The organism is Bacillus sp. BC08, assembly GCF_054326875.1.
Map to the genome: position 1 here is coordinate 210,176 of NZ_JBTGPA010000018.1, position 17,978 is coordinate 228,153.

The following is a 17,978-nucleotide window of genomic DNA, read 5'->3' on the forward strand; positions in this document are numbered from 1 at the left end:
ATGACTTCGGTCTTAAAGGAAATAAAACAACTTATAAATAGCATACACTGTTTATTGATAGTTTTTAATATAAAAATGAAAAATAAATCATTATTCATATTGAGAAAGATGTGTCTGATAATTATATTGTAACGAATAAAAGAGGCTGCCTGCTTAGTAGTAGACAGCCTGTAAAGTATTAACCCTTATGATACTTGTACATCCAAAGAAGACCGGATTTTAATAATCTCGGTACACGTCCCATTAATGGTTGGTTTGCTAGTAAACCGAAGCCGTGCTTCTTCCCAAGAGAACCGAGAACACCTTTTAATTTAATAACAGGTAGTTCGTCAGGAAGTGGTTCATTATTCCAACGTTTTAATAATATTTGGACAATTTGTTCTCCTTGACCTTCAGCAAGTTGTGCAGATGGTGCGTGTGGAAGTGCTGCACAATCTCCTACAACATACACGTGCTCGTTATTTGGAATATTGTGATATTTTGTTAAAACAACCCGTCCGCTACCATCTTGTTCAACTGGAAGGTTTCGAACAACTTCATTTGCTTGAATACCAGCTGTCCAGACGATTGCATCACATTCAAGTGGTTCATCGTGGTTGTACACAATATTTGGTTCTACTTTTGTAATGTTAGAGTTTCGTATGATAGTAACTTTATGTTTTACGAACCATTCTTCTACATATCTACTTAGTTTCTCTGGATATGGGAATAGAATTCTATCTTTTCGATCAAATAAGTAGATTTTTAAATCAGAACGGCTTTCGCGAAGTTCACTTGCAACTTCAACGCCACTTAATCCAGCACCAACGACAGCTACTGTTGCATTTGGTTCTAGACTATTTAATTGTTCATATGTCTTACGTGTTTGTTCAATCGATTGTAGGCTATGTGTATATTCCTTCGCCCCAGGAACGTTATGATATTTATCTTCACAGCCAAGACCGATAATTAAATCATCATATTGGATCGCTTCGCCGCCATCGAGATGAACAGCTTTTTCTTCGAGATCAATATTTGTTATTGTGCCGTATTGAATATTGAGGCGTGGGTGCTCAGGAAACGGTATACGAATATGCGTTTCTGAAATAGTACCCGCAACTAATGCATAATATTCAGTTTTGAAGCAGTGATATGGTACTTTGTCGATTAATGTCACTTGTACATCATCTGGAAGTTGGTTGCTTGGAAGTAGCCGCTGCAGAATTCTCATTCCACCGTAGCCGCCACCTAGTATTACGAGGTGTTTCATGATGGATTACCCCTTTTCTGTTGAAATATCCCCTAATCACACAATTTTATATTAATAAAATATTTTGACTTTACTCAATCAAATTATATCGAATTTGTGAACAAATAACAATGCATGAATGAATACTCTGTTGTACAATAAGAAGAAAAGTAAAGTAAACTGTTTTACCTTTTTAGTTACCATTTCATTGCAAGTAGCATGTTATATAAAATAAGACTATCTACTTTGAAGTGAAATAGTGAAGTAACTAAATAGTTTAGAATGTATAACGAAAACAACAAGAGACAGCTTAGTTTTCTTCTTATAGATAAAGTGAAACTTTAATCAGTGGGGGGGTTCATCCCCCCACTGATTATTAGTTGAACCAATCGGGCATTTACGGGCAGTTATCTCCCACCTAACTTCCTTGAGTTCGCCGAGTTTTGAGGTGGGAGTCTTACTGCCCGTTAATGCGGGGTAAAGTCAGAAGGTAATTTGTTTTGTAGTACAGGGGGGAGAATTTTGATTAAACCATTAATTGAATTTTGTGTAGGTAACCTTGCGAGTGGCTCGCAAGCAGCTTTAGAGAAATTAGAAAAAGATCCGAATTTAGATGTAATGGAGTATGGTTGTTTAGGATATTGTGGCATTTGTTTTGAAGGACCGTTTGCACTTGTAAATGGTGAAGTAGTACAAGGTGCTACAGTAGAAGAACTTGTCCATAATGTATATGAGTATTTGGATGAAAATCCAATGTTTTAAGGTGTTGCAATCAGCAACTCCTTTTTCTTTTTCTATTAGATAAAAACTTCTTTCGCGGGAGAGGATAATATTGTATGTCAAATCTCCCACTGAGACGAAACGTTTCAGTGGGAGATTGAGTTCGAACGCTAGGTCTTTTACGGACAGTTGATCCCCACCTAATTTCTTTGCTTTCGTTGAATTTTGAAGTGGAGGTCTTACTGTCCGGTGAATAGCGGGATAAATAAAAAAAGGCCCTTTTAGAAGGGCTTTTTTCTTACACAATTTGTGCAAGAGTGGCTCATCGCCAAATGTTGTCAAATATGAGAAACGGGGGACATTCATATTGTGTTCTAAAAGCGTGCATTTTATACTTGAAATAACAAATTATTTTTGGAGTGAATACAAATGAGCCGATTTTCTTTTACAAAAATGCATGGTCTTGGCAATAGTTATATATATGTAAATATGTTTGAAGAACAAATTCCGGAAGAAGATTTAGCTCTTGTGGCGGAAAAGGTTTCAAATATTAATACTGGTATTGGAGCAGATGGAATGATTTTAATTTGTCCATCTGACATAGCTCCGGTGAAAATGCGCATGTTTAATAATGATGGATCAGAAGGAAAGAGCTGTGGTAACGGTTTACGCTGCGTAGCGAAATATGCGTATGAGCATAAACTAGTAGAAGAAACAGTTTTCACAATTGAAACGTTAGCTGGCATTGTAACGGCGGAAGTAACGGTAGAAGAAGGGAAAGTTACATTAGCGAAAATCGATATGGGAGCACCGCGTTTAACACGTGCAGAAATACCGATGCTTGGTGAAGGTGAAACACCATTTATTCGTGAAAACTTCTTATACAATAATCATCGTTACGCATTTACAGCTGTTTCAATGGGGAATCCGCATGCGGTTATTTTTGTGGATGATGTAGAACAAGCACCACTTACAACACTTGGGCCAGTCCTTGAGACACATGAAATGTTTCCAGAGCGAGTAAATGTTGAATTCATCGAGATTTTGAATGAGGAAGAGATGAACTTCCGTGTTTGGGAACGAGGATCTGGTGTAACACAAGCTTGCGGAACAGGGGCGTGTGCTGCGGTTGTAGCCTCTATTTTAAATGGAAAGATGGAACGTGGTAAGGAAATTACAGTTCATTTAGCTGGCGGCGATTTAATGATTGCATGGACAGAAGAAGGCAATGTGTTAATGAAAGGACCAGCGGAAGTAATTTGCCGCGGAGTGTATGAGTACAAGATAGAAGCGTAAAGATGTATAATAGAATGAGAACAGAAAGGATGTGTATTTCATGATTGAAGTAACAGAACAAGCAGCTTTTCAAATTAAAGATATGTTAAAAGATGCTGAAGATGGAGAGAAGTACGTGCGCCTTGCTGTACATGGCGGCGGGTGTACTGGCCTTTCTTACGGCTTAGGATTTGAAGTAGAACCAAAAGAAGACGACACAGTTCTTGAGTTTTTCGGTGTTGAATTTGTTATCGATACAGAAAGTGCTCCGATTGTTAAAGGAGTAAAAATTGATTATAAACAATCTATGCTTGGCGGCGGATTCACAATCGACAATCCAAACGCAATCGCATCATGCGGATGTGGATCATCTTTCCGTACAGCGACGAATGCTGGTAAGCCAGAAGAGTGCTAAGTTTTTAACAGAAATAGAGAAAGACCTTTTTAGCGATGAAATAAAATCGTTAAGGAGGTCTTTTCTTTTGTCGTAAAAAATCAAAAACGTCGCCTTCCCAATTTAGAAACCGACCTTAAGGTATATTGCACAACGAATTATAAAATCTAATATATCTTTGCATAGATGCAAGTATCAGTTAGTTGTTTGCCATCAGCTGTAAAATCTTCATTACGTAATATCCCTTCAAGCTCAAAACCTAGTTTTTCAGGGATTGCACGACTTTTCGTGTTATTACGTTCACATCGTATTTCAATCCTTCTAAATTTGAACAACTGAAATCCAAGGTTTATTAACGCACTTACTACTTCTGTCATATATCCATTACCACTAAATTGGGTGTTAATCCAGTATCCAATTTCACATTTAGAAACCTTCCAATCAATTCTGTGAAGGCTAGCCGTTCCAATAAAATCATTCGTCTCCTTATGGTAGACAAGATAGCGAAAACTTTCTCTTTTCAAAAAATCTATATGCGCATTTCTCAGAAGAATTTCCGTTTCTTCAACAGTAGGAATTGACTGGAATAAAAGCAACCATTGCTTTAATTCATGAATGGAATCTTTAATAGCTTGTTGTACTACATTCCCTTCACCAGCTTGAAGTGGTGCTCGAAGAATGAGTCTGTCTGTTTCTATTTGTAACGGAACATCTAATAAAATAGGATTCATATTATTTCTCCTCTCAAAAGCTAAAAACAATAAATATATATTCCATTCATTATTTAGAAATCCCTTTTCGCATATTGAAGGCGGGATGACGGTTTCTAAAGTGAAGAAATAATTATTATCTTACAAAAGTGTAATGTTCATGTCATGTTTTTGAATTTCTTCTTTAAAGCTTAGGCTTTAAGATAACAATATAAGAAAAACACATGAGGTGAAGGAAATGAAAAGATATATTGCACTTTTTAGTATTTTAGTTGTATTTGCAAGCCTATTAGTTGGCTGTGATTTAAACCGTATGGGTAAAGATGAGTATTACGTTCAAATTACAGTAGATGGAAAAGAGTATAATGGTAAAGCTGATAATGGTCAGCCTTATAAAGATTACGAATACAAACTAAATGGTTTTGATAAAGAAGGTAAAGAGAAAGAATTAGAATTTACAGCTCAAAAAAATCTGCGTAAAGATGCATTCTTACGTGTATATCACTCAGATAAAAAAGGTGTAACAGCTTGGGAAGAAGTAAAGAAAGATGAGCTTCCTGCGAAAGTGAAAGAAAAATTAGGTGCGAAATAAGAAAGAAAAAGGAATTGACGAACAGGGTCAATTCCTTTTTTCTTTCTCAAAATCCTCTTCTGAAATGACTTTCAATCCGTGTCTTTTGAATAAAGCAGTTGTTACCCCGTAACCAGTTTGTTTATTCCCGTTAAATTCTCCAGTGTAAATTGTAGAGCTACCACAAGATGGGCTACGTTCTTTTAAAATAATATATTCTGGGTGTAAGCCTTTCAGTTGTTCCAATGCTTTATAAGCACCATTTACGAAAGCTTCTGTAACATCTTCCCCGTCTTTTGTCATCACTTTTGCTTTTCCATCCAAAACGTCATCGCCATTCCCACCAATAATTTCAGCTGAGGGACGAGGTGTTGGTAGTCCTCCTAATACTTCAGGACAAACAAGTAAGGTATCTTCTCTTTGTAATAACTCCTCTATTTTTGAAACGAGATTGTCATTTCCATCATACCGACAAGCGATGCCACCTAAACAAGCACTGATTACAATCATATTTTCATCTCCAATAAAAAATATTAACTATCACGCCAATTTCTCTTCCTGCCTCTTATTTATAAGTGAGGTGATAAAATGGGAAGCTTATATAACTTAATGAAACCATATAGTGAATTTCGAAGTAAAGAAGAGTTTAATACATATCAAAAGCAAGTTTTGAAGTGCTATCGATTTCAATTAAATAAAACGGATGCTACTATTATTCATTTTTTAGGAAAGTATGCGGTAAATGAGAAACAAAAAACAGTAGGAGTTGCTTGTCCATTAATGGAGACAATCGCTACAAATATTGGAAAGAGTATTCGTACAGTACGCCGCTCCATTGCAAAGTTAGAGGAACTAGGCATTATAAAGCGTGTTGCGACAAAAGAAAGACATAGGCGCGGCGGATATAGTGCGAACTTATATGTATTTCTGATATCTGCAATTGACCGCATGGATGACCGTATGAAAATGTCCGCATGTGAAAGTGAGGATTATGCAGCTGGCTGTAGTGAAAATGAGCAAAAAAATGAGGAGGAAACAATTTTTTCTAAAAACATTCCACAAATAAAAGAGAATAGAAAAGAAACGTACGAGCTTGATGAGACGTATTGCCGTCACGATATACCGAAGCCTTTTATATATGCACTTGTGCCGATGACGCGTAATCCGAAAAAGATTAATATATTTTGGAGTAAGGTGGAACTTGCATATAAAAAGAGCGGGTTACTGGAGCAAGGTGTGTTACTGGAGCAAATACTAGCTGATGAAGAAGTGTATGGAAATTTCATTTGGCGAGTGAAAAGTGTTGTGAGAGCGTATAAGTACGGGGAAATTCGTAAAAATGTGAAGGCTCTTTTATATAGTACAGTGCGGGATCTATTTTTAGAGGTTGGACTAGAATGGGGCGCAGCTGTGAGAAGAAGTAAGGGGATATCGTTATTTGATCCGTTTAAAAAGGAGTCATGCGTATAACACATGACTCCAAGTGGTTAATCAAACTTTCTTACAACTGGAACACGAACCGCTACAAAGAGTACGAAAACGATAACGGCGATTGCACCGCTTTTCATAACAGTTACGATTGGAATTCCTATTGCAAGTGCGATTGATGTGAATGCATAAGAAAGCGGGATAAAGCCCATGGATGATAGCATAAGTAAACTCATTACGCGTCCCATCATTTCTTCTTTTACTGTCGATTGAATCATCGCCATAAGCGGAACGATAGCCATTGCGATTGTAATACCGTAAAACATACCAGCTAATAATGCTTGCCAAAGTACGGTGCTAAAGTTGATGGATAAGAAGAAGACACCAGACAGTAGCATCATGATAATGCAAAATATACCGCGTCTGCGATTAATATTTTTTAAACCGACAATGACAGCACCTATTGCCATTCCGCCACCTACAGATGCTTCTAAGTAACTAAACTGAAGCGAATCACCGTGCAGAACATTTTTAACGAAAAGCGGGAAACCGACTTGCATCGGACCAATTAAAAATAAGTTTAAAAAGGCGCTACAAAGAAGGAAAGTTGAAAGGAATGGTGATGCCTTTACATATAAGATTCCTTCTTTAATAGAAGTGAACATGCCTTTGTCTGTATTTTGCTGCTCTGGCATCGTAAATTGTATTTTTTGAACGAGTATGGCTGCGACGATCAGTAATAAAATCGTGATCGAAAAAATCGTTTCATAGTTCGTAAATTTGATAAGAATGCCGCCAAGTACAGGACCTAAGATGACCGATGCTTGGTTTGTCATTTGTGTAAGTGAGTTTGCTTGTGTTAAACGGCTTTTTTCTACAAGTTCAGGCAAGATAGATCCATCAGCTGACCAGAAAAAAGCATCAGCAAGCCCAAAGAATAAAGCGAATAAAGCAAATGTATATAGTGTTACATCACCTACGATGAACCATGTAAGGATGGTCGCGACAAGAATAGCACGAATAATATTAGAATAAAACATAATGTTTTTTTTCGGGAATTTATCAGCCACAGCGCCGCCAATAATCATAAAAATAAGCCTTGGAACACTAAGAGCTACGAAAACAACACCGAGTGAAGCCTCAAGGTTTAATGTTTTTGCTATGTACCACGTTTGTGAAAAAGTAAAAAAGGCTAAAGCAAAACTTGAAAAGAGTGTAGCTGCCCAAAGAAAAAGGAAATTCGTATTTTTTAATAACGGTTTTCCGCTTCCCTCTAAAGCAGATTTATTTTGTTGTAGTTCCTCCATATTGCTTCCTTTCTATGTGACAAATTTAAACTAAAAAACTTGTTAACAATCAATTTATACAGTTTCTAATATTTCTATACTGCACTTTCTCATTGTAGACAATAATGTTGAATTTGCACAGTGGCTATTTCACGACAAAAAAGAAGATACCATTTGGTATCTTCTTTTTTGTCGTTTAGGCTAATGCAATATAAATATCTAATTGTGCGTTGGTTGGATCTGTTACTTTTTCATCATAAAGCTCAAAGTCTGTTGTAAAAGCACGTTTGTTTTCTTTTGACCATTTCCAAATATATTCCCAGGCCTCGCAAACGACTTCTGCAACTGGTCCCTTTCTCGTTGTAAATACCGCGTATGTAGCGGCAGGTATTGTTAAAGTTGTCATATTTTCAGGTACGTCTTCTAATGAAGAAACGGGTATACCGATTGTAAATTGATATGTACCAGTTTCATCTGATTCGTAATTTGAGTAGAAAGCGAATGTTTCTTTCGTTTGTTGATTTGGGATGTGATGCATGATTTGTTGTTGGAAGTATTGGTTCCAAAGCCCTGGAATTTTTCCTTCAGTAGATGTCTCTATTTTATTTGTCGTCGTAATCGAAACGCCGATTGCTTGGAAAGCTTCTTTTTTTACGATAATAGGTTCGTTTATCATTAAAAATCCCTCCTTTAAATTAGAACGTTTGTTCTTATTTATTGTAACATATTTTGGAAGGGTACGGTAGCACAATAAAAAAAGAACTCCTTCATGTAAAAGGAGTTCTTTTCATTTCTATATTAAAACATACTCGAGCTGTGCATTGGTTGAAGTTTTGCGTTTGGATCGAAGTAAGCTTTTGCATTGTTTACTGCTGTTGGTGCTTCCCCGAAGCCGCAAGCAATGAGTTTTACTTTTCCTTCATATGTACAAATGTCACCAGCAGCGTAAATGCCAGGAATATTTGTTTCCATTTTTGAGTTCACAAGAATGCTGTTTTTTTGTATATCTAATCCCCAGTTTTTAATTGGGCCAAGAGAGGAAACGAAGCCGTAGTTTACAATTACGTCATCGACATCGATGATAATTTTTTCTTCCGTTTTTACGTGTTGAAGAACGACTTGTTCAATTTTGTCATCACCAATGAGTTCTACTGGAACGTATGGTGTGCTTACTTCTGCACGAGAATTCATTAAGCTTTCTACGCTATGTTCATGCGCACGGAATTTATCACGGCGATGAACGATTGTAACTTTGTCAGCGATCGGCTCTAACATCATTGTCCAATCAACAGCTGAGTCGCCGCCGCCAAATACTACGACGCGCTTACCAGCAAATTTATTCATATCATCAACGAAATAATGTAAGTTTTTCTTTTCGTACTTTGCAGTCCCTTCTAATTCTAAGCGGCGTGGTTGGAAAGCTCCATTGCCGGCAGTAATAATAACTGATTTAGAATAGTGAGTTTGCTTATTCGTAACAAGTTTAAATATACCGTCAGCTTGTTTCTCAAGCGTATCAACAGCTTCTTCTAAACAAACGGTTGGGTCAAATTTCTTCATTTGCTCTTTTAAGTTATCAACTAATTCTTGTGCGCGCACTTTTGGGAATCCAGCTACATCATAAATGTATTTTTCAGGGTAGAGTGCGGATAATTGTCCTCCAAGTTGAGGTAAGCTTTCAATGATTTTTACACTTGCTTGTCTCATACCGCCATAAAATGCTGTGAACAGTCCTGTTGGACCACCACCAATAATTGTTATGTCGTAAACTTTTTGATTTTCTGCCACTTTCATTCCCCCTATAGATGGAATTTTGATATTGATTTCATATATTGTTCATATGTACACGAAAATCCTGCAAATGATGACACTTTCAAATAAATGATAGCATATTTGAGTTCATAATACTCCTGAAAACGACTGAATTGTGTGTAAGTTTTCGCATAGATGCTTTTTTAATTGTATAAAATATGGTGAAAGGAAAATACATGAAAAAAAGGCTGAAAAACCCTTGAAAACGCTATGTTATTTTAAAATATTGATAATTCGCCAGACGCTTGAATTCTGGAATAAAACCGACTAATATAGGGAAGTATTATGTTAAATTTCTATGACAAAATTCGTACGATTTTTTGACTGCGTTTTGTTATGATATAGAATGTGATAAATTCCACATTCTTGACAAATAGAGTTTTTAGTACTTGGTATTATTTTTTATTACTATTATATAAAGAAAAGGGTTGTGATTTGGTGAAGACTCCAAAAATCGTAGTTTTAGGTGCAGGTTATGGCGGGATGATTACGACTGTTCGTCTGCAAAAAGCATTATCTGTAAATGAAGCTGAAATTACGTTAGTAAACAACAACAGCTATCACTACCAAGCGACTTGGTTACACGAGAGCGCAGCTGGTACATTACAAGATGAAAAAATCTGTCTAGATATTCAAGACGTTATTGATACAAATAAAGTGAACTTTGTACAAGATACAGTAGTAGAAATTAAAGCTGCTGAAAAACGCATTATCTTAAAAGATGGCGAGTTAGAGTATGACTACTTAGTAATCGGTCTTGGTTTCGAATCAGAAACATTCGGAATTACAGGATTAAAAGAGCATGCATTCTCAATCGCTAACATTAATGCAACTCGTGAAATTCGTGAGCATATGGAAGCTAGTTTCGCTAAATATGCAACGGAACAACGTGATGAGTTAGTAACAATCGTTGTTGGTGGTGCAGGATTTACTGGTATCGAGTACGTAGGTGAGCTTGCAAACCGTGTTCCTGAACTTTGCAAAGAGTACAATGTACCACGTGAAAAAGCACGTATCATCTGTGTAGAAGCTGCTCCAACAGCACTTCCAGGTTTCGATCCAGCATTAGTAGAATACGCTGTTAAACAACTTGAGAAAAAAGGCGTAGAATTCCGCATCGGTACAGCAATTAAAGAAGCAACTGAAGAAGGTATTATCGTTGCAAATGGCGATGATACTGAATTAATTAAGTCTGAAACAGTAGTTTGGGCTGCAGGTGTTCGTGGTAATGGTATTGTAGAAGAGTCTGGCTTTGAAGCAATGCGCGGACGTGTAAAAGTTGATGAGTACATGCACGCTCCAGGATACGAAGAGGTATTCATGGTTGGTGACGCAGCGTTAATCATTAACGAAGAAATTAACCGTCCATACCCACCAACAGCACAAATCGCAATTCAACAAGGTTACAACATTGCACACAACTTAACTGTGTTAGTTCGTGGCAAGGGCGAAATGAAGAAATTCGCATTCGATAATAAAGGATCTGTATGTTCTTTAGGTCATGACGATGCAATGGGCGTTGTTATGGGCAAAAAGTTAACAGGTTGGAAAGCTTCCTTCATGAAGAAGGTTATCGATAACCGCTACCTATTCTTATTAGGTGGACCTTTATTAGTTCTTAAAAAAGGTAAATTAAAGTTCTTTTAATATATAGTAGAAAAAGCAGAAACGGCTAAGAGCTGTTTCTGCTTTTTTCATTTTAAAAATATAGTATAATATATAAAAAAGAAAGAATATTCTGTCCGTTCTAGTAGAGGAGGGTATTACATCATGGAGAAACGAGGGAAAGTATGGCTAGCTGTCGGTGGCTTAGTAGCTACAAAAGATGGTAGGTGGCTGTTCGTTAAGAAAAAATACAGTGGATTAAAGGGGAAATGGTCTTTGCCGGCTGGTTTTGTAAATGAAGGTGAGACGATTGATGAAGCTGTGAAACGTGAAGTGTTAGAAGAGACAGGCATTGTCGCTCATGTGAAGGGGATCATTGGCGTTCGATCGGGCGTGATTCGAAATGAGATTAGTGATAATATGATTATTTTCCTTTTGGAGCCTGAAGGAGAAAGCATTATTGTACAGGAGAAAGAATTGTCCGAAGTAGCATTTCTGCATCCAGATACGATTGCGGACGATCCAAATACGTCTGTACTTATTAAATATTTGTTAGAAAGAAAATCAGAATTCCATCTTGAGATGGACAAAACATTAAATCCAGGAGAGCAATTTGGTTATACGGCCTATCATGTATTTACGGCGCATACGAAGGAGAGGGAGAAAGAGTGAGTATACCGGTACTACTTATTTCAATGATGTTATTTTTCATTTTGTTTTTTGGAATTGGATTTTTACTCAACATGATATTGCGAGCAACATGGGTAATGGTGATTGTGTATCCGATTGTTTGTATGCTTATTATTAATAAGGCAAGTATGTGGGATTACTTTTCAAAGCCAAAAGAAACATTCTCTTCATTTGGGACAAGTGTATCGCATTTAGGACAAGCAGATGTGTTTATTTTATCTACTGGATTAGTAGGTGCTGCTTTAGCTGGAATTGTCATTAAGAAACTTCGGAAAAGCGGATATCAAATGTTTTAATCTCCAATTCATTTGGAGATTTTTTTTGCATATTCCTTCATTGTATAGGGAATGATTAACGATGAAGGAGTGTGGAATATAAAAATGTTAAAACGATATTGTATTCGCATTATGATGACTTGTTTACTTGTATCCGCATTATGCGTAACATGGAATGCTTTCACAGGAGTTTCTTTATTAGAGATTGTAAAGAAATATGAGGGAACGAGTGCAAAAGAAGTACATGCAGCAGAAGTTAAGAGAAATGTTGCTCCGAGTAAAGAAGTGATAAATGCTTTAGAGCAGGCGAAAGACTGGTCTAAATATCGTTCAATTGAAATGACTGCAACAGGTTATACGTCAGGAATTGAGTCAACTGGTAAGAGGCCGGGGCATCCGGAGTATGGTATTACATATTCAGGTGTTAAGGTGAAAAGGGATTTATATTCCACAATCGCAGCTGACTTGCGCGTATTCCCAATTGGAACAATTTTATTCGTACCAGGTTATGGATATGGTGTAGTAGCTGATAAGGGCGGTGCAATAAAAGGAAACCGTCTTGATTTGTACTATGATACGGTGAAAGATGTTTATAGCCAATGGGGTAAGAAAAAAGTAAATGTATATGTAGTGAAAGTTGGAGATGGTAAGTTTTCAGAGGAAGAGTTAACGATGTTAAATCAAGATGAAACGATGCAAGTGTTTCGCGGTCAATATTTAAAACAAAGATAGTCTAGTGGTAATTACGCTAGACTTTTTTAATTTTATATAGAAGAAATATGGATTATATAGGATGTAACAGAAGTTAGAATTGTCGCATTTTATCGAAAATAAAGTTATAATAAAGGTAGAGTAGAGAAATTTAGGGGGTCTGAACATGTTTCAAGTACAAAAAGAATTAGCAAGCCATGAAGCGGTAATTGTTGCCTTATTTGAAGAAGAGAAAACGAGTAGTTTTGTACAAGAACTGGACAAAGCGTTTGAAGGACAATTACAAGTTTTATTAGAAGAGAAAGAACTTTCTACTAAGAAGAAAGCTATTTCGAAAGTACATAGTTTAGGAAAAACAAATGTGAAACGTTACTATTTCGTTGGTTTAGGAAAGAAAGAATCGTATACGACGGAAACATTACGTGCGGCTCTTGGTAAGGCGTTTAAAACGTTACAGGCAGCGAAAGTACAAGATGCAGCAATCTTACTTGATTCTTTCGTAACAGAGAAATTAGACGCGATTGATGTAGCTCACATTGCAGCAGAGGTACAAGGTCTTGGTACATATGAGTTACAAACGTATAAATCAGATAAAAAGGAACGTGTGGAGTTAGAGAAGTTCACGGCTATTACAGCAGAAGAGGCACAAGAAATTGAAGCTGCATTAACAGTCGGTTACGTACATGGACATGCAACAAATTCAGCTCGTACACTTGTAAATATGCCGCCAAACGTATTAACAGCAACAAAGCTTGCTGAGTATGCTGTTGAGTTAGCGGAAAAGTATGATATGGATTATAAAGTTCTTGAGAAAGAGGAGATGGAAGATCTTGGTATGGGTGCGTTACTTGCAGTAAACCAGGGATCTACTGAACCACCAAAAATGATCGCCCTTATTTATAAAGGAAAAGAAGAGTGGACAGATGTTATTGGATTCGTTGGAAAAGGAATCACATACGATACAGGTGGTTATTCATTAAAACCACGTGAAGGTATGGTCGGTATGAAAGGTGATATGGGCGGTGCAGCTGCTGTGTTAGGTGCGATGGAAATTATCGGTGAACTTCGCCCAGAGCAAAATGTGATCGCTGTTATTCCATCAACTGATAACGTTGTAAGTGGTACAGCGTTTAAGCCAGACGATGTAATCACGTCTATGAGCGGAAAAACAATTGAAGTATTAAATACAGATGCAGAAGGTCGCCTAGCGTTAGCTGATGGTATTACGTATGCGAAAAAACTAGGTGCAAACTATCTGATTGATGTTGCGACATTAACAGGTGGTGTAATTGTTGCACTTGGAAATCATACGACAGGTGCAATGACAAACAATGAAGAGTTGTTTGAGCAAGTGCTAGAGGCATCTATGGAAACAGATGAATCAATTTGGCAATTACCGATTTTTGATCGTGATAAACAACGCGTTCGAAACAGTAAGTTTGCTGATTTAAATAACTCACCAGGCCGCGAAGGACATGCGGTTATGGCAGGTACATTCCTAGGTGAATTCGCTGAAGAAACACCGTGGGTACACTTAGACATCGCTGGAACATCTGAAACATCAGGAGCGCATGATTTAGGACCAGCTGGAGCAACAGGTGCAATGGTACGTACACTTGCAACACTTGTTGAACGTTTCGGAGAAGAATAAGATTATAAGAGAAGGCTGTTCCGATATTTTGGAACAGCCTTCTTTATTAATATGATTATTGTCATTTTTTTTCGGTAAGTCGATATAATTTCATTTCCTATTGTACTGTTCTATAGGAAAAAGATGGATTCTATAAAGAAATCGTATATAACGTCCCATTTAAGGCAAATGAAGTGCGACCTGTTTCTTCAGAGACAACTAAAATAAGGGCATCGCTTTTTTCGGATAAGCCAATTGCAGCTCTGTGACGTGTTCCTAGTTCTGGATCAACTTCTGTGCTTTTCGTTAACGGAAGAATATTGGCAGCTGAAACAATATGATTATTCTTAACGAGAACGGCTCCATCATGAAGAGGGTTACCTGGATAGAAAATGGATTCTAGTAAAGGTGCGGTTAAATGAGCGTTTAATGTTGTTCCAGTCTGAATGCAAGATTCAAGTGTCTCGTTTCGTTCCACAACAATAAGAGCACCATGTTTTCGGGCGCTTAAATGCTGGACAGCTGTTGTGATGAACTGTGAGCTTTCCGTATACGGTGATAAATACGCTTGAATATAGTATGTAGCTGCCAATGTTTGTACATTGGCTAACATATGATGAATATCTTCCATTTTGCACAAAATACATTCATCTTCTTTATCAATTGCTTGCCTCATAATTGATAATTCTTTCTCAGCAATTTCAATCATTTGCTTTGTTTGTATTTTGAGCTCTTCTGACAATCCCCATTCTTGCATAATCCTCATTCCCTTTATTGGAGTATTTAACCATAGTGTATACAAATATTCCTAGTAAAATCCTGTTAGATTGTAAAAAATATTGAGATACAGGTTGTTTTTTTCATATAATAAAGGTATGACAAGCGAGAGGAGATAGAAGTATGAATTGGAAACAGGAATTTAGTCGTTGGCTTTCATATACAGAGCTAGACGCAGAACTAAAAGAACAGCTAGAAAACATGAAGCAAGATGAGAAGAAAATTGAGGACAGCTTTTATAAAAATCTAGAATTCGGCACAGGTGGTATGCGTGGTGAACTTGGTGCTGGTACGAACCGTTTAAATGTATATACAGTTCGTAAAGCGACACAAGGATTAGTGACATTTATTGAAAAATTAGGTGAAGAAGCGAAAAAACGCGGTGTTGTTGTTGCGTACGATTCTCGTCATAAATCACCTGAATTCGCAATGGAAGTAGCTGCTACACTTGGTGCACACGGCATCACAACATATGTGTTTGAAAGCTTACGTCCAACGCCAGTGCTTTCTTTCGCAGTTCGTCATTTACATACAGTGAGTGGAATCGTTCTTACGGCAAGTCATAATCCGCCTGAATATAACGGTTATAAAGTATACGGTGAAGATGGTGGGCAGTTGCCTCCAAAAGAAGCTGATGAGTTAATTAGCTATGTAGATGCAGTAGAGGATGAGTTAACAGTTGAGGTTGCTAATGTGGAGCAATTAAAAGCTGAAGGTTTATTACATATTATTGGACAAGAAGTAGATGATGCATATGCTGCAGAATTGAACAATGTCATTATTAATAAAGAAATGGTACAAAATGTTGGGAAAGACTTAAAAATCGTCTTTACACCATTACACGGAACATCAAATATTTCTGTACGCCGTGGTTTAGAAGAAGTTGGATTTACAGATGTAACAGTTGTAAAAGAGCAAGAGTTACCAGATCCGAACTTCTCTACAGTTAAATCACCGAACCCAGAAGAGCATGCAGCGTTTGAGTATGCAATTCGTGACGGTGAGAAGGTAGGCGCAGATGTGTTAATCGCAACGGATCCTGACGCAGACCGCCTTGGCGTAGCAGTTCGTAATCACGATGGTGAGTTCCAAGTATTAACTGGTAACCAAACAGGTGCATTAATGCTTGATTACTTATTATCTCAAAAGAAAGAGAACGGAACGCTTCCAGAGAACGGTGTTGTATTAAAAACAATCGTAACGTCTGAAATTGGCCGTACAATCGCGAAAGCATACGGTTTAGATACAGTTGATACGTTAACTGGATTTAAATTTATTGGTGAGAAAATTAAACAGTATGAAGAAAGCGGACAATACGAATTCCAATTCGGTTATGAGGAAAGCTATGGTTATTTAATCCGTCCATTCTGTCGTGATAAAGATGCAGTACAATCTGTTCTATTCGCATGTGAAGTAGCTGCATACTACAAATCACAAGGAAAAACGTTATACGATGGTCTATTAGAAGTATTTGAGAAGTATGGTTTCTTCCGTGAAGATCTTGTGTCGTTAACGCTAAAAGGAAAAGATGGAGCGGAACAAATCCAAGAGATGATGGCAACATTCCGTGAAAATCCTCCGAAAGAAGTAGCGGGCCTAACAGTTGTAGCAGTTGAAGACTATAAAGCGAGCATCGTTACATCTTTACAAGATGGACATAAAGAAGAGATTCACTTACCGAAATCAAATGTGTTAAAATATCAATTAGAAGATGGTTCTTGGTTCTGCCTACGCCCATCTGGAACTGAACCGAAGATTAAGTTCTACTTCGGTGTTCAAGATAATTCTTTACAAAATAGTGAACAAAAGTTACTTACTATTAAAGAAGATATTATGAATCGTTTATAATATAAAGTAATTTTAAGTAGTAGAGAACAAAAGGGAGCGAAACCTCCCTTTTGTTCTCTGTAAGGAAATAATCGTTATTGATTCTGACAGAAGAGAGGGTATTTTGTGATGAAAAGAGTAAGAAAAGCGATAATCCCAGCAGCTGGATTAGGAACACGTTTTTTACCAGCTACAAAAGCAATGCCAAAAGAAATGTTACCGATAGTAGATAAACCAACTATCCAATACATTGTAGAAGAAGCAATAAAATCAGGAATCGAAGATATTATTATCGTTACTGGTAAAACGAAGCGCTCTATTGAAGATCATTTTGATAATGCATTTGAGTTAGAGCAAAACTTATTAGAAAAGAAAAAGTATGAGTTACTTGAAAAAGTACAGGCTTCTTCAAAAATGGTAGATATTCACTATATCCGCCAAAAAGAACCAAAAGGATTAGGGCATGCTGTTTGGTGTGCACGTAAATTCATCGGTGATGAGCCATTCGCTGTTTTATTAGGTGATGATATCGTTCAAGCTGAAAAACCATGTTTACGTCAATTAATTGAAGAATATGATAAAACGCTTTCTTCTGTTATTGGTGTACAAACGGTTCCAGAAAATGAAACACACCGTTATGGAATTATCGACCCATTAGAGCAAGAAGGACGTCGTTACCAAGTTCGTAATTTCGTTGAGAAACCAGCAGCAGGTACAGCACCTTCAAACTTAGCAATTATGGGACGTTACGTTTTAACACCTGAAATCTTCATGTTCTTAGAACAGCAACATGTTGGTGCTGGCGGTGAAATTCAGTTAACAGATGCAATCCAAAACTTAAATGAAATTCAACGTGTATTCGCTTATGATTTCGAAGGAACGCGCTATGATGTAGGTGAAAAGTTAGGATTCGTTCAAACGACAATTGAAATGGCCCTGCAACACCCAGAATTACGTGATGACATGGTTGTAATGATGCAGAAAATTTTAGAAAAACATACGAATCAAGAGTCTTAATATAAAAAAAGAGTTATTTCAG

19 protein-coding genes are annotated in these 17,978 nt (G+C 37.1%); 12 read left to right on the forward strand and 7 right to left on the reverse strand.

Annotation, left to right across the window (positions count from 1 at the left end; genetic code table 11):
- Window positions 1-178: 178 nt before the first annotated feature.
- A complete protein-coding gene (locus tag ACXVYO_RS03310) occupies window positions 179-1,249 on the reverse strand; it encodes an NAD(P)/FAD-dependent oxidoreductase (protein ID WP_000682067.1) in 1,071 nt (356 codons plus the stop codon).
- 501 nt (window positions 1,250-1,750) lie between these two features.
- Between ACXVYO_RS03310 and ACXVYO_RS03315 the strand changes: the two genes are divergently transcribed.
- The 3 genes from ACXVYO_RS03315 to ACXVYO_RS03325 all read left to right on the forward strand — a co-directional run bounded on the left by ACXVYO_RS03315 (window position 1,751) and on the right by ACXVYO_RS03325 (window position 3,638).
- Complete coding sequence (locus ACXVYO_RS03315; RefSeq protein WP_000595024.1) at window positions 1,751-1,990, forward strand: YuzB family protein; 240 nt, start codon at window positions 1,751-1,753, stop codon at window positions 1,988-1,990.
- Between the two features lie 387 nt (window positions 1,991-2,377).
- Window positions 2,378-3,244, forward strand: a complete 867-nt coding sequence (dapF, locus tag ACXVYO_RS03320; protein WP_458466018.1) for a diaminopimelate epimerase — start codon at window positions 2,378-2,380, stop codon at window positions 3,242-3,244.
- 40 nt (window positions 3,245-3,284) lie between these two features.
- Complete coding sequence (locus ACXVYO_RS03325; protein ID WP_000573830.1) at window positions 3,285-3,638, forward strand: HesB/IscA family protein; 354 nt, start codon at window positions 3,285-3,287, stop codon at window positions 3,636-3,638.
- A 146-nt stretch (window positions 3,639-3,784) separates the two neighbouring features.
- Here the strand turns inward: ACXVYO_RS03325 and ACXVYO_RS03330 are convergent, their stop codons facing one another.
- Window positions 3,785-4,348, reverse strand: coding sequence for a GNAT family N-acetyltransferase (locus ACXVYO_RS03330; protein ID WP_458466019.1), 564 nt, complete (start codon window positions 4,346-4,348; stop codon window positions 3,785-3,787).
- 217 nt (window positions 4,349-4,565) lie between these two features.
- Here ACXVYO_RS03330 and ACXVYO_RS03335 point away from each other — a divergent pair, with 217 nt between their 5' ends.
- Window positions 4,566-4,919, forward strand: a complete 354-nt coding sequence (locus ACXVYO_RS03335) for a YxeA family protein (protein WP_458466020.1) — start codon at window positions 4,566-4,568, stop codon at window positions 4,917-4,919.
- 27 nt (window positions 4,920-4,946) lie between these two features.
- Here ACXVYO_RS03335 and ACXVYO_RS03340 read toward each other — a convergent pair whose 3' ends face one another.
- On the reverse strand, window positions 4,947-5,408 hold the full coding sequence (locus ACXVYO_RS03340; protein WP_048528388.1) for a 2-thiouracil desulfurase family protein: 462 nt from the start codon (window positions 5,406-5,408) through the stop codon (window positions 4,947-4,949).
- Window positions 5,409-5,486: 78 nt separating this feature from the next.
- Between ACXVYO_RS03340 and ACXVYO_RS03345 the strand changes: the two genes are divergently transcribed.
- The gene (locus ACXVYO_RS03345; protein ID WP_458466021.1) at window positions 5,487-6,368 is read left to right on the forward strand and encodes a helix-turn-helix domain-containing protein; all 882 of its coding nucleotides are present in this window, start codon (window positions 5,487-5,489) and stop codon (window positions 6,366-6,368) included.
- A 17-nt stretch (window positions 6,369-6,385) separates the two neighbouring features.
- On the opposite strand, the gene ACXVYO_RS03350 is transcribed toward ACXVYO_RS03345, so the two are convergent.
- From ACXVYO_RS03350 to ACXVYO_RS03360, 3 genes are all read right to left on the reverse strand, one after another.
- A complete protein-coding gene (locus ACXVYO_RS03350; RefSeq protein ID WP_458466022.1) occupies window positions 6,386-7,633 on the reverse strand; it encodes an MFS transporter in 1,248 nt (415 codons plus the stop codon).
- A gap of 175 nt (window positions 7,634-7,808) precedes the next feature.
- Complete coding sequence (locus ACXVYO_RS03355; protein ID WP_458466023.1) at window positions 7,809-8,288, reverse strand: GyrI-like domain-containing protein; 480 nt, start codon at window positions 8,286-8,288, stop codon at window positions 7,809-7,811.
- 122 nt (window positions 8,289-8,410) lie between these two features.
- Window positions 8,411-9,400 (reverse strand): NAD(P)/FAD-dependent oxidoreductase, encoded by a 990-nt coding sequence (locus tag ACXVYO_RS03360; protein ID WP_000829779.1) that lies wholly within the window; start codon window positions 9,398-9,400, stop codon window positions 8,411-8,413.
- A gap of 462 nt (window positions 9,401-9,862) precedes the next feature.
- On the opposite strand from ACXVYO_RS03360, the gene ACXVYO_RS03365 reads away from it, so the two are divergent.
- The 5 genes from ACXVYO_RS03365 (at window position 9,863) to pepA (ending at window position 14,356) form a co-directional block, all read left to right on the forward strand.
- Entirely contained in the window at window positions 9,863-11,071 is a 1,209-nt protein-coding gene (locus ACXVYO_RS03365) for an NAD(P)/FAD-dependent oxidoreductase (protein WP_000856609.1), read from the forward strand.
- 123 nt (window positions 11,072-11,194) lie between these two features.
- The gene (locus ACXVYO_RS03370) at window positions 11,195-11,701 is read left to right on the forward strand and encodes an NUDIX hydrolase (RefSeq protein WP_458466024.1); all 507 of its coding nucleotides are present in this window, start codon (window positions 11,195-11,197) and stop codon (window positions 11,699-11,701) included.
- Entirely contained in the window at window positions 11,698-12,015 is a 318-nt protein-coding gene (locus ACXVYO_RS03375; protein WP_000027015.1) for a YuiB family protein, read from the forward strand. Before ACXVYO_RS03370 ends, ACXVYO_RS03375 begins: the two co-directional genes overlap by 4 nt.
- A gap of 84 nt (window positions 12,016-12,099) precedes the next feature.
- Window positions 12,100-12,726, forward strand: coding sequence for a 3D domain-containing protein (locus ACXVYO_RS03380; protein ID WP_073517218.1), 627 nt, complete (start codon window positions 12,100-12,102; stop codon window positions 12,724-12,726).
- Between the two features lie 145 nt (window positions 12,727-12,871).
- Complete coding sequence (gene pepA / locus ACXVYO_RS03385) at window positions 12,872-14,356, forward strand: cytosol aminopeptidase (RefSeq protein WP_458466025.1); 1,485 nt, start codon at window positions 12,872-12,874, stop codon at window positions 14,354-14,356.
- Window positions 14,357-14,486: 130 nt separating this feature from the next.
- Here pepA and cdaS read toward each other — a convergent pair whose 3' ends face one another.
- Window positions 14,487-15,092, reverse strand: coding sequence for a sporulation-specific diadenylate cyclase CdaS (gene cdaS, locus ACXVYO_RS03390; protein ID WP_001158741.1), 606 nt, complete (start codon window positions 15,090-15,092; stop codon window positions 14,487-14,489).
- A 143-nt stretch (window positions 15,093-15,235) separates the two neighbouring features.
- Between cdaS and ACXVYO_RS03395 the strand changes: the two genes are divergently transcribed.
- Entirely contained in the window at window positions 15,236-16,960 is a 1,725-nt protein-coding gene (locus ACXVYO_RS03395) for a phospho-sugar mutase (protein ID WP_458466026.1), read from the forward strand.
- A gap of 108 nt (window positions 16,961-17,068) precedes the next feature.
- Window positions 17,069-17,956 carry a UTP--glucose-1-phosphate uridylyltransferase GalU gene (galU, locus tag ACXVYO_RS03400; RefSeq protein WP_242256526.1) on the forward strand — a complete coding sequence of 296 codons (888 nt, stop codon included), beginning with the start codon at window positions 17,069-17,071 and terminating at the stop codon, window positions 17,954-17,956.
- Window positions 17,957-17,978: the final 22 nt, after the last annotated feature.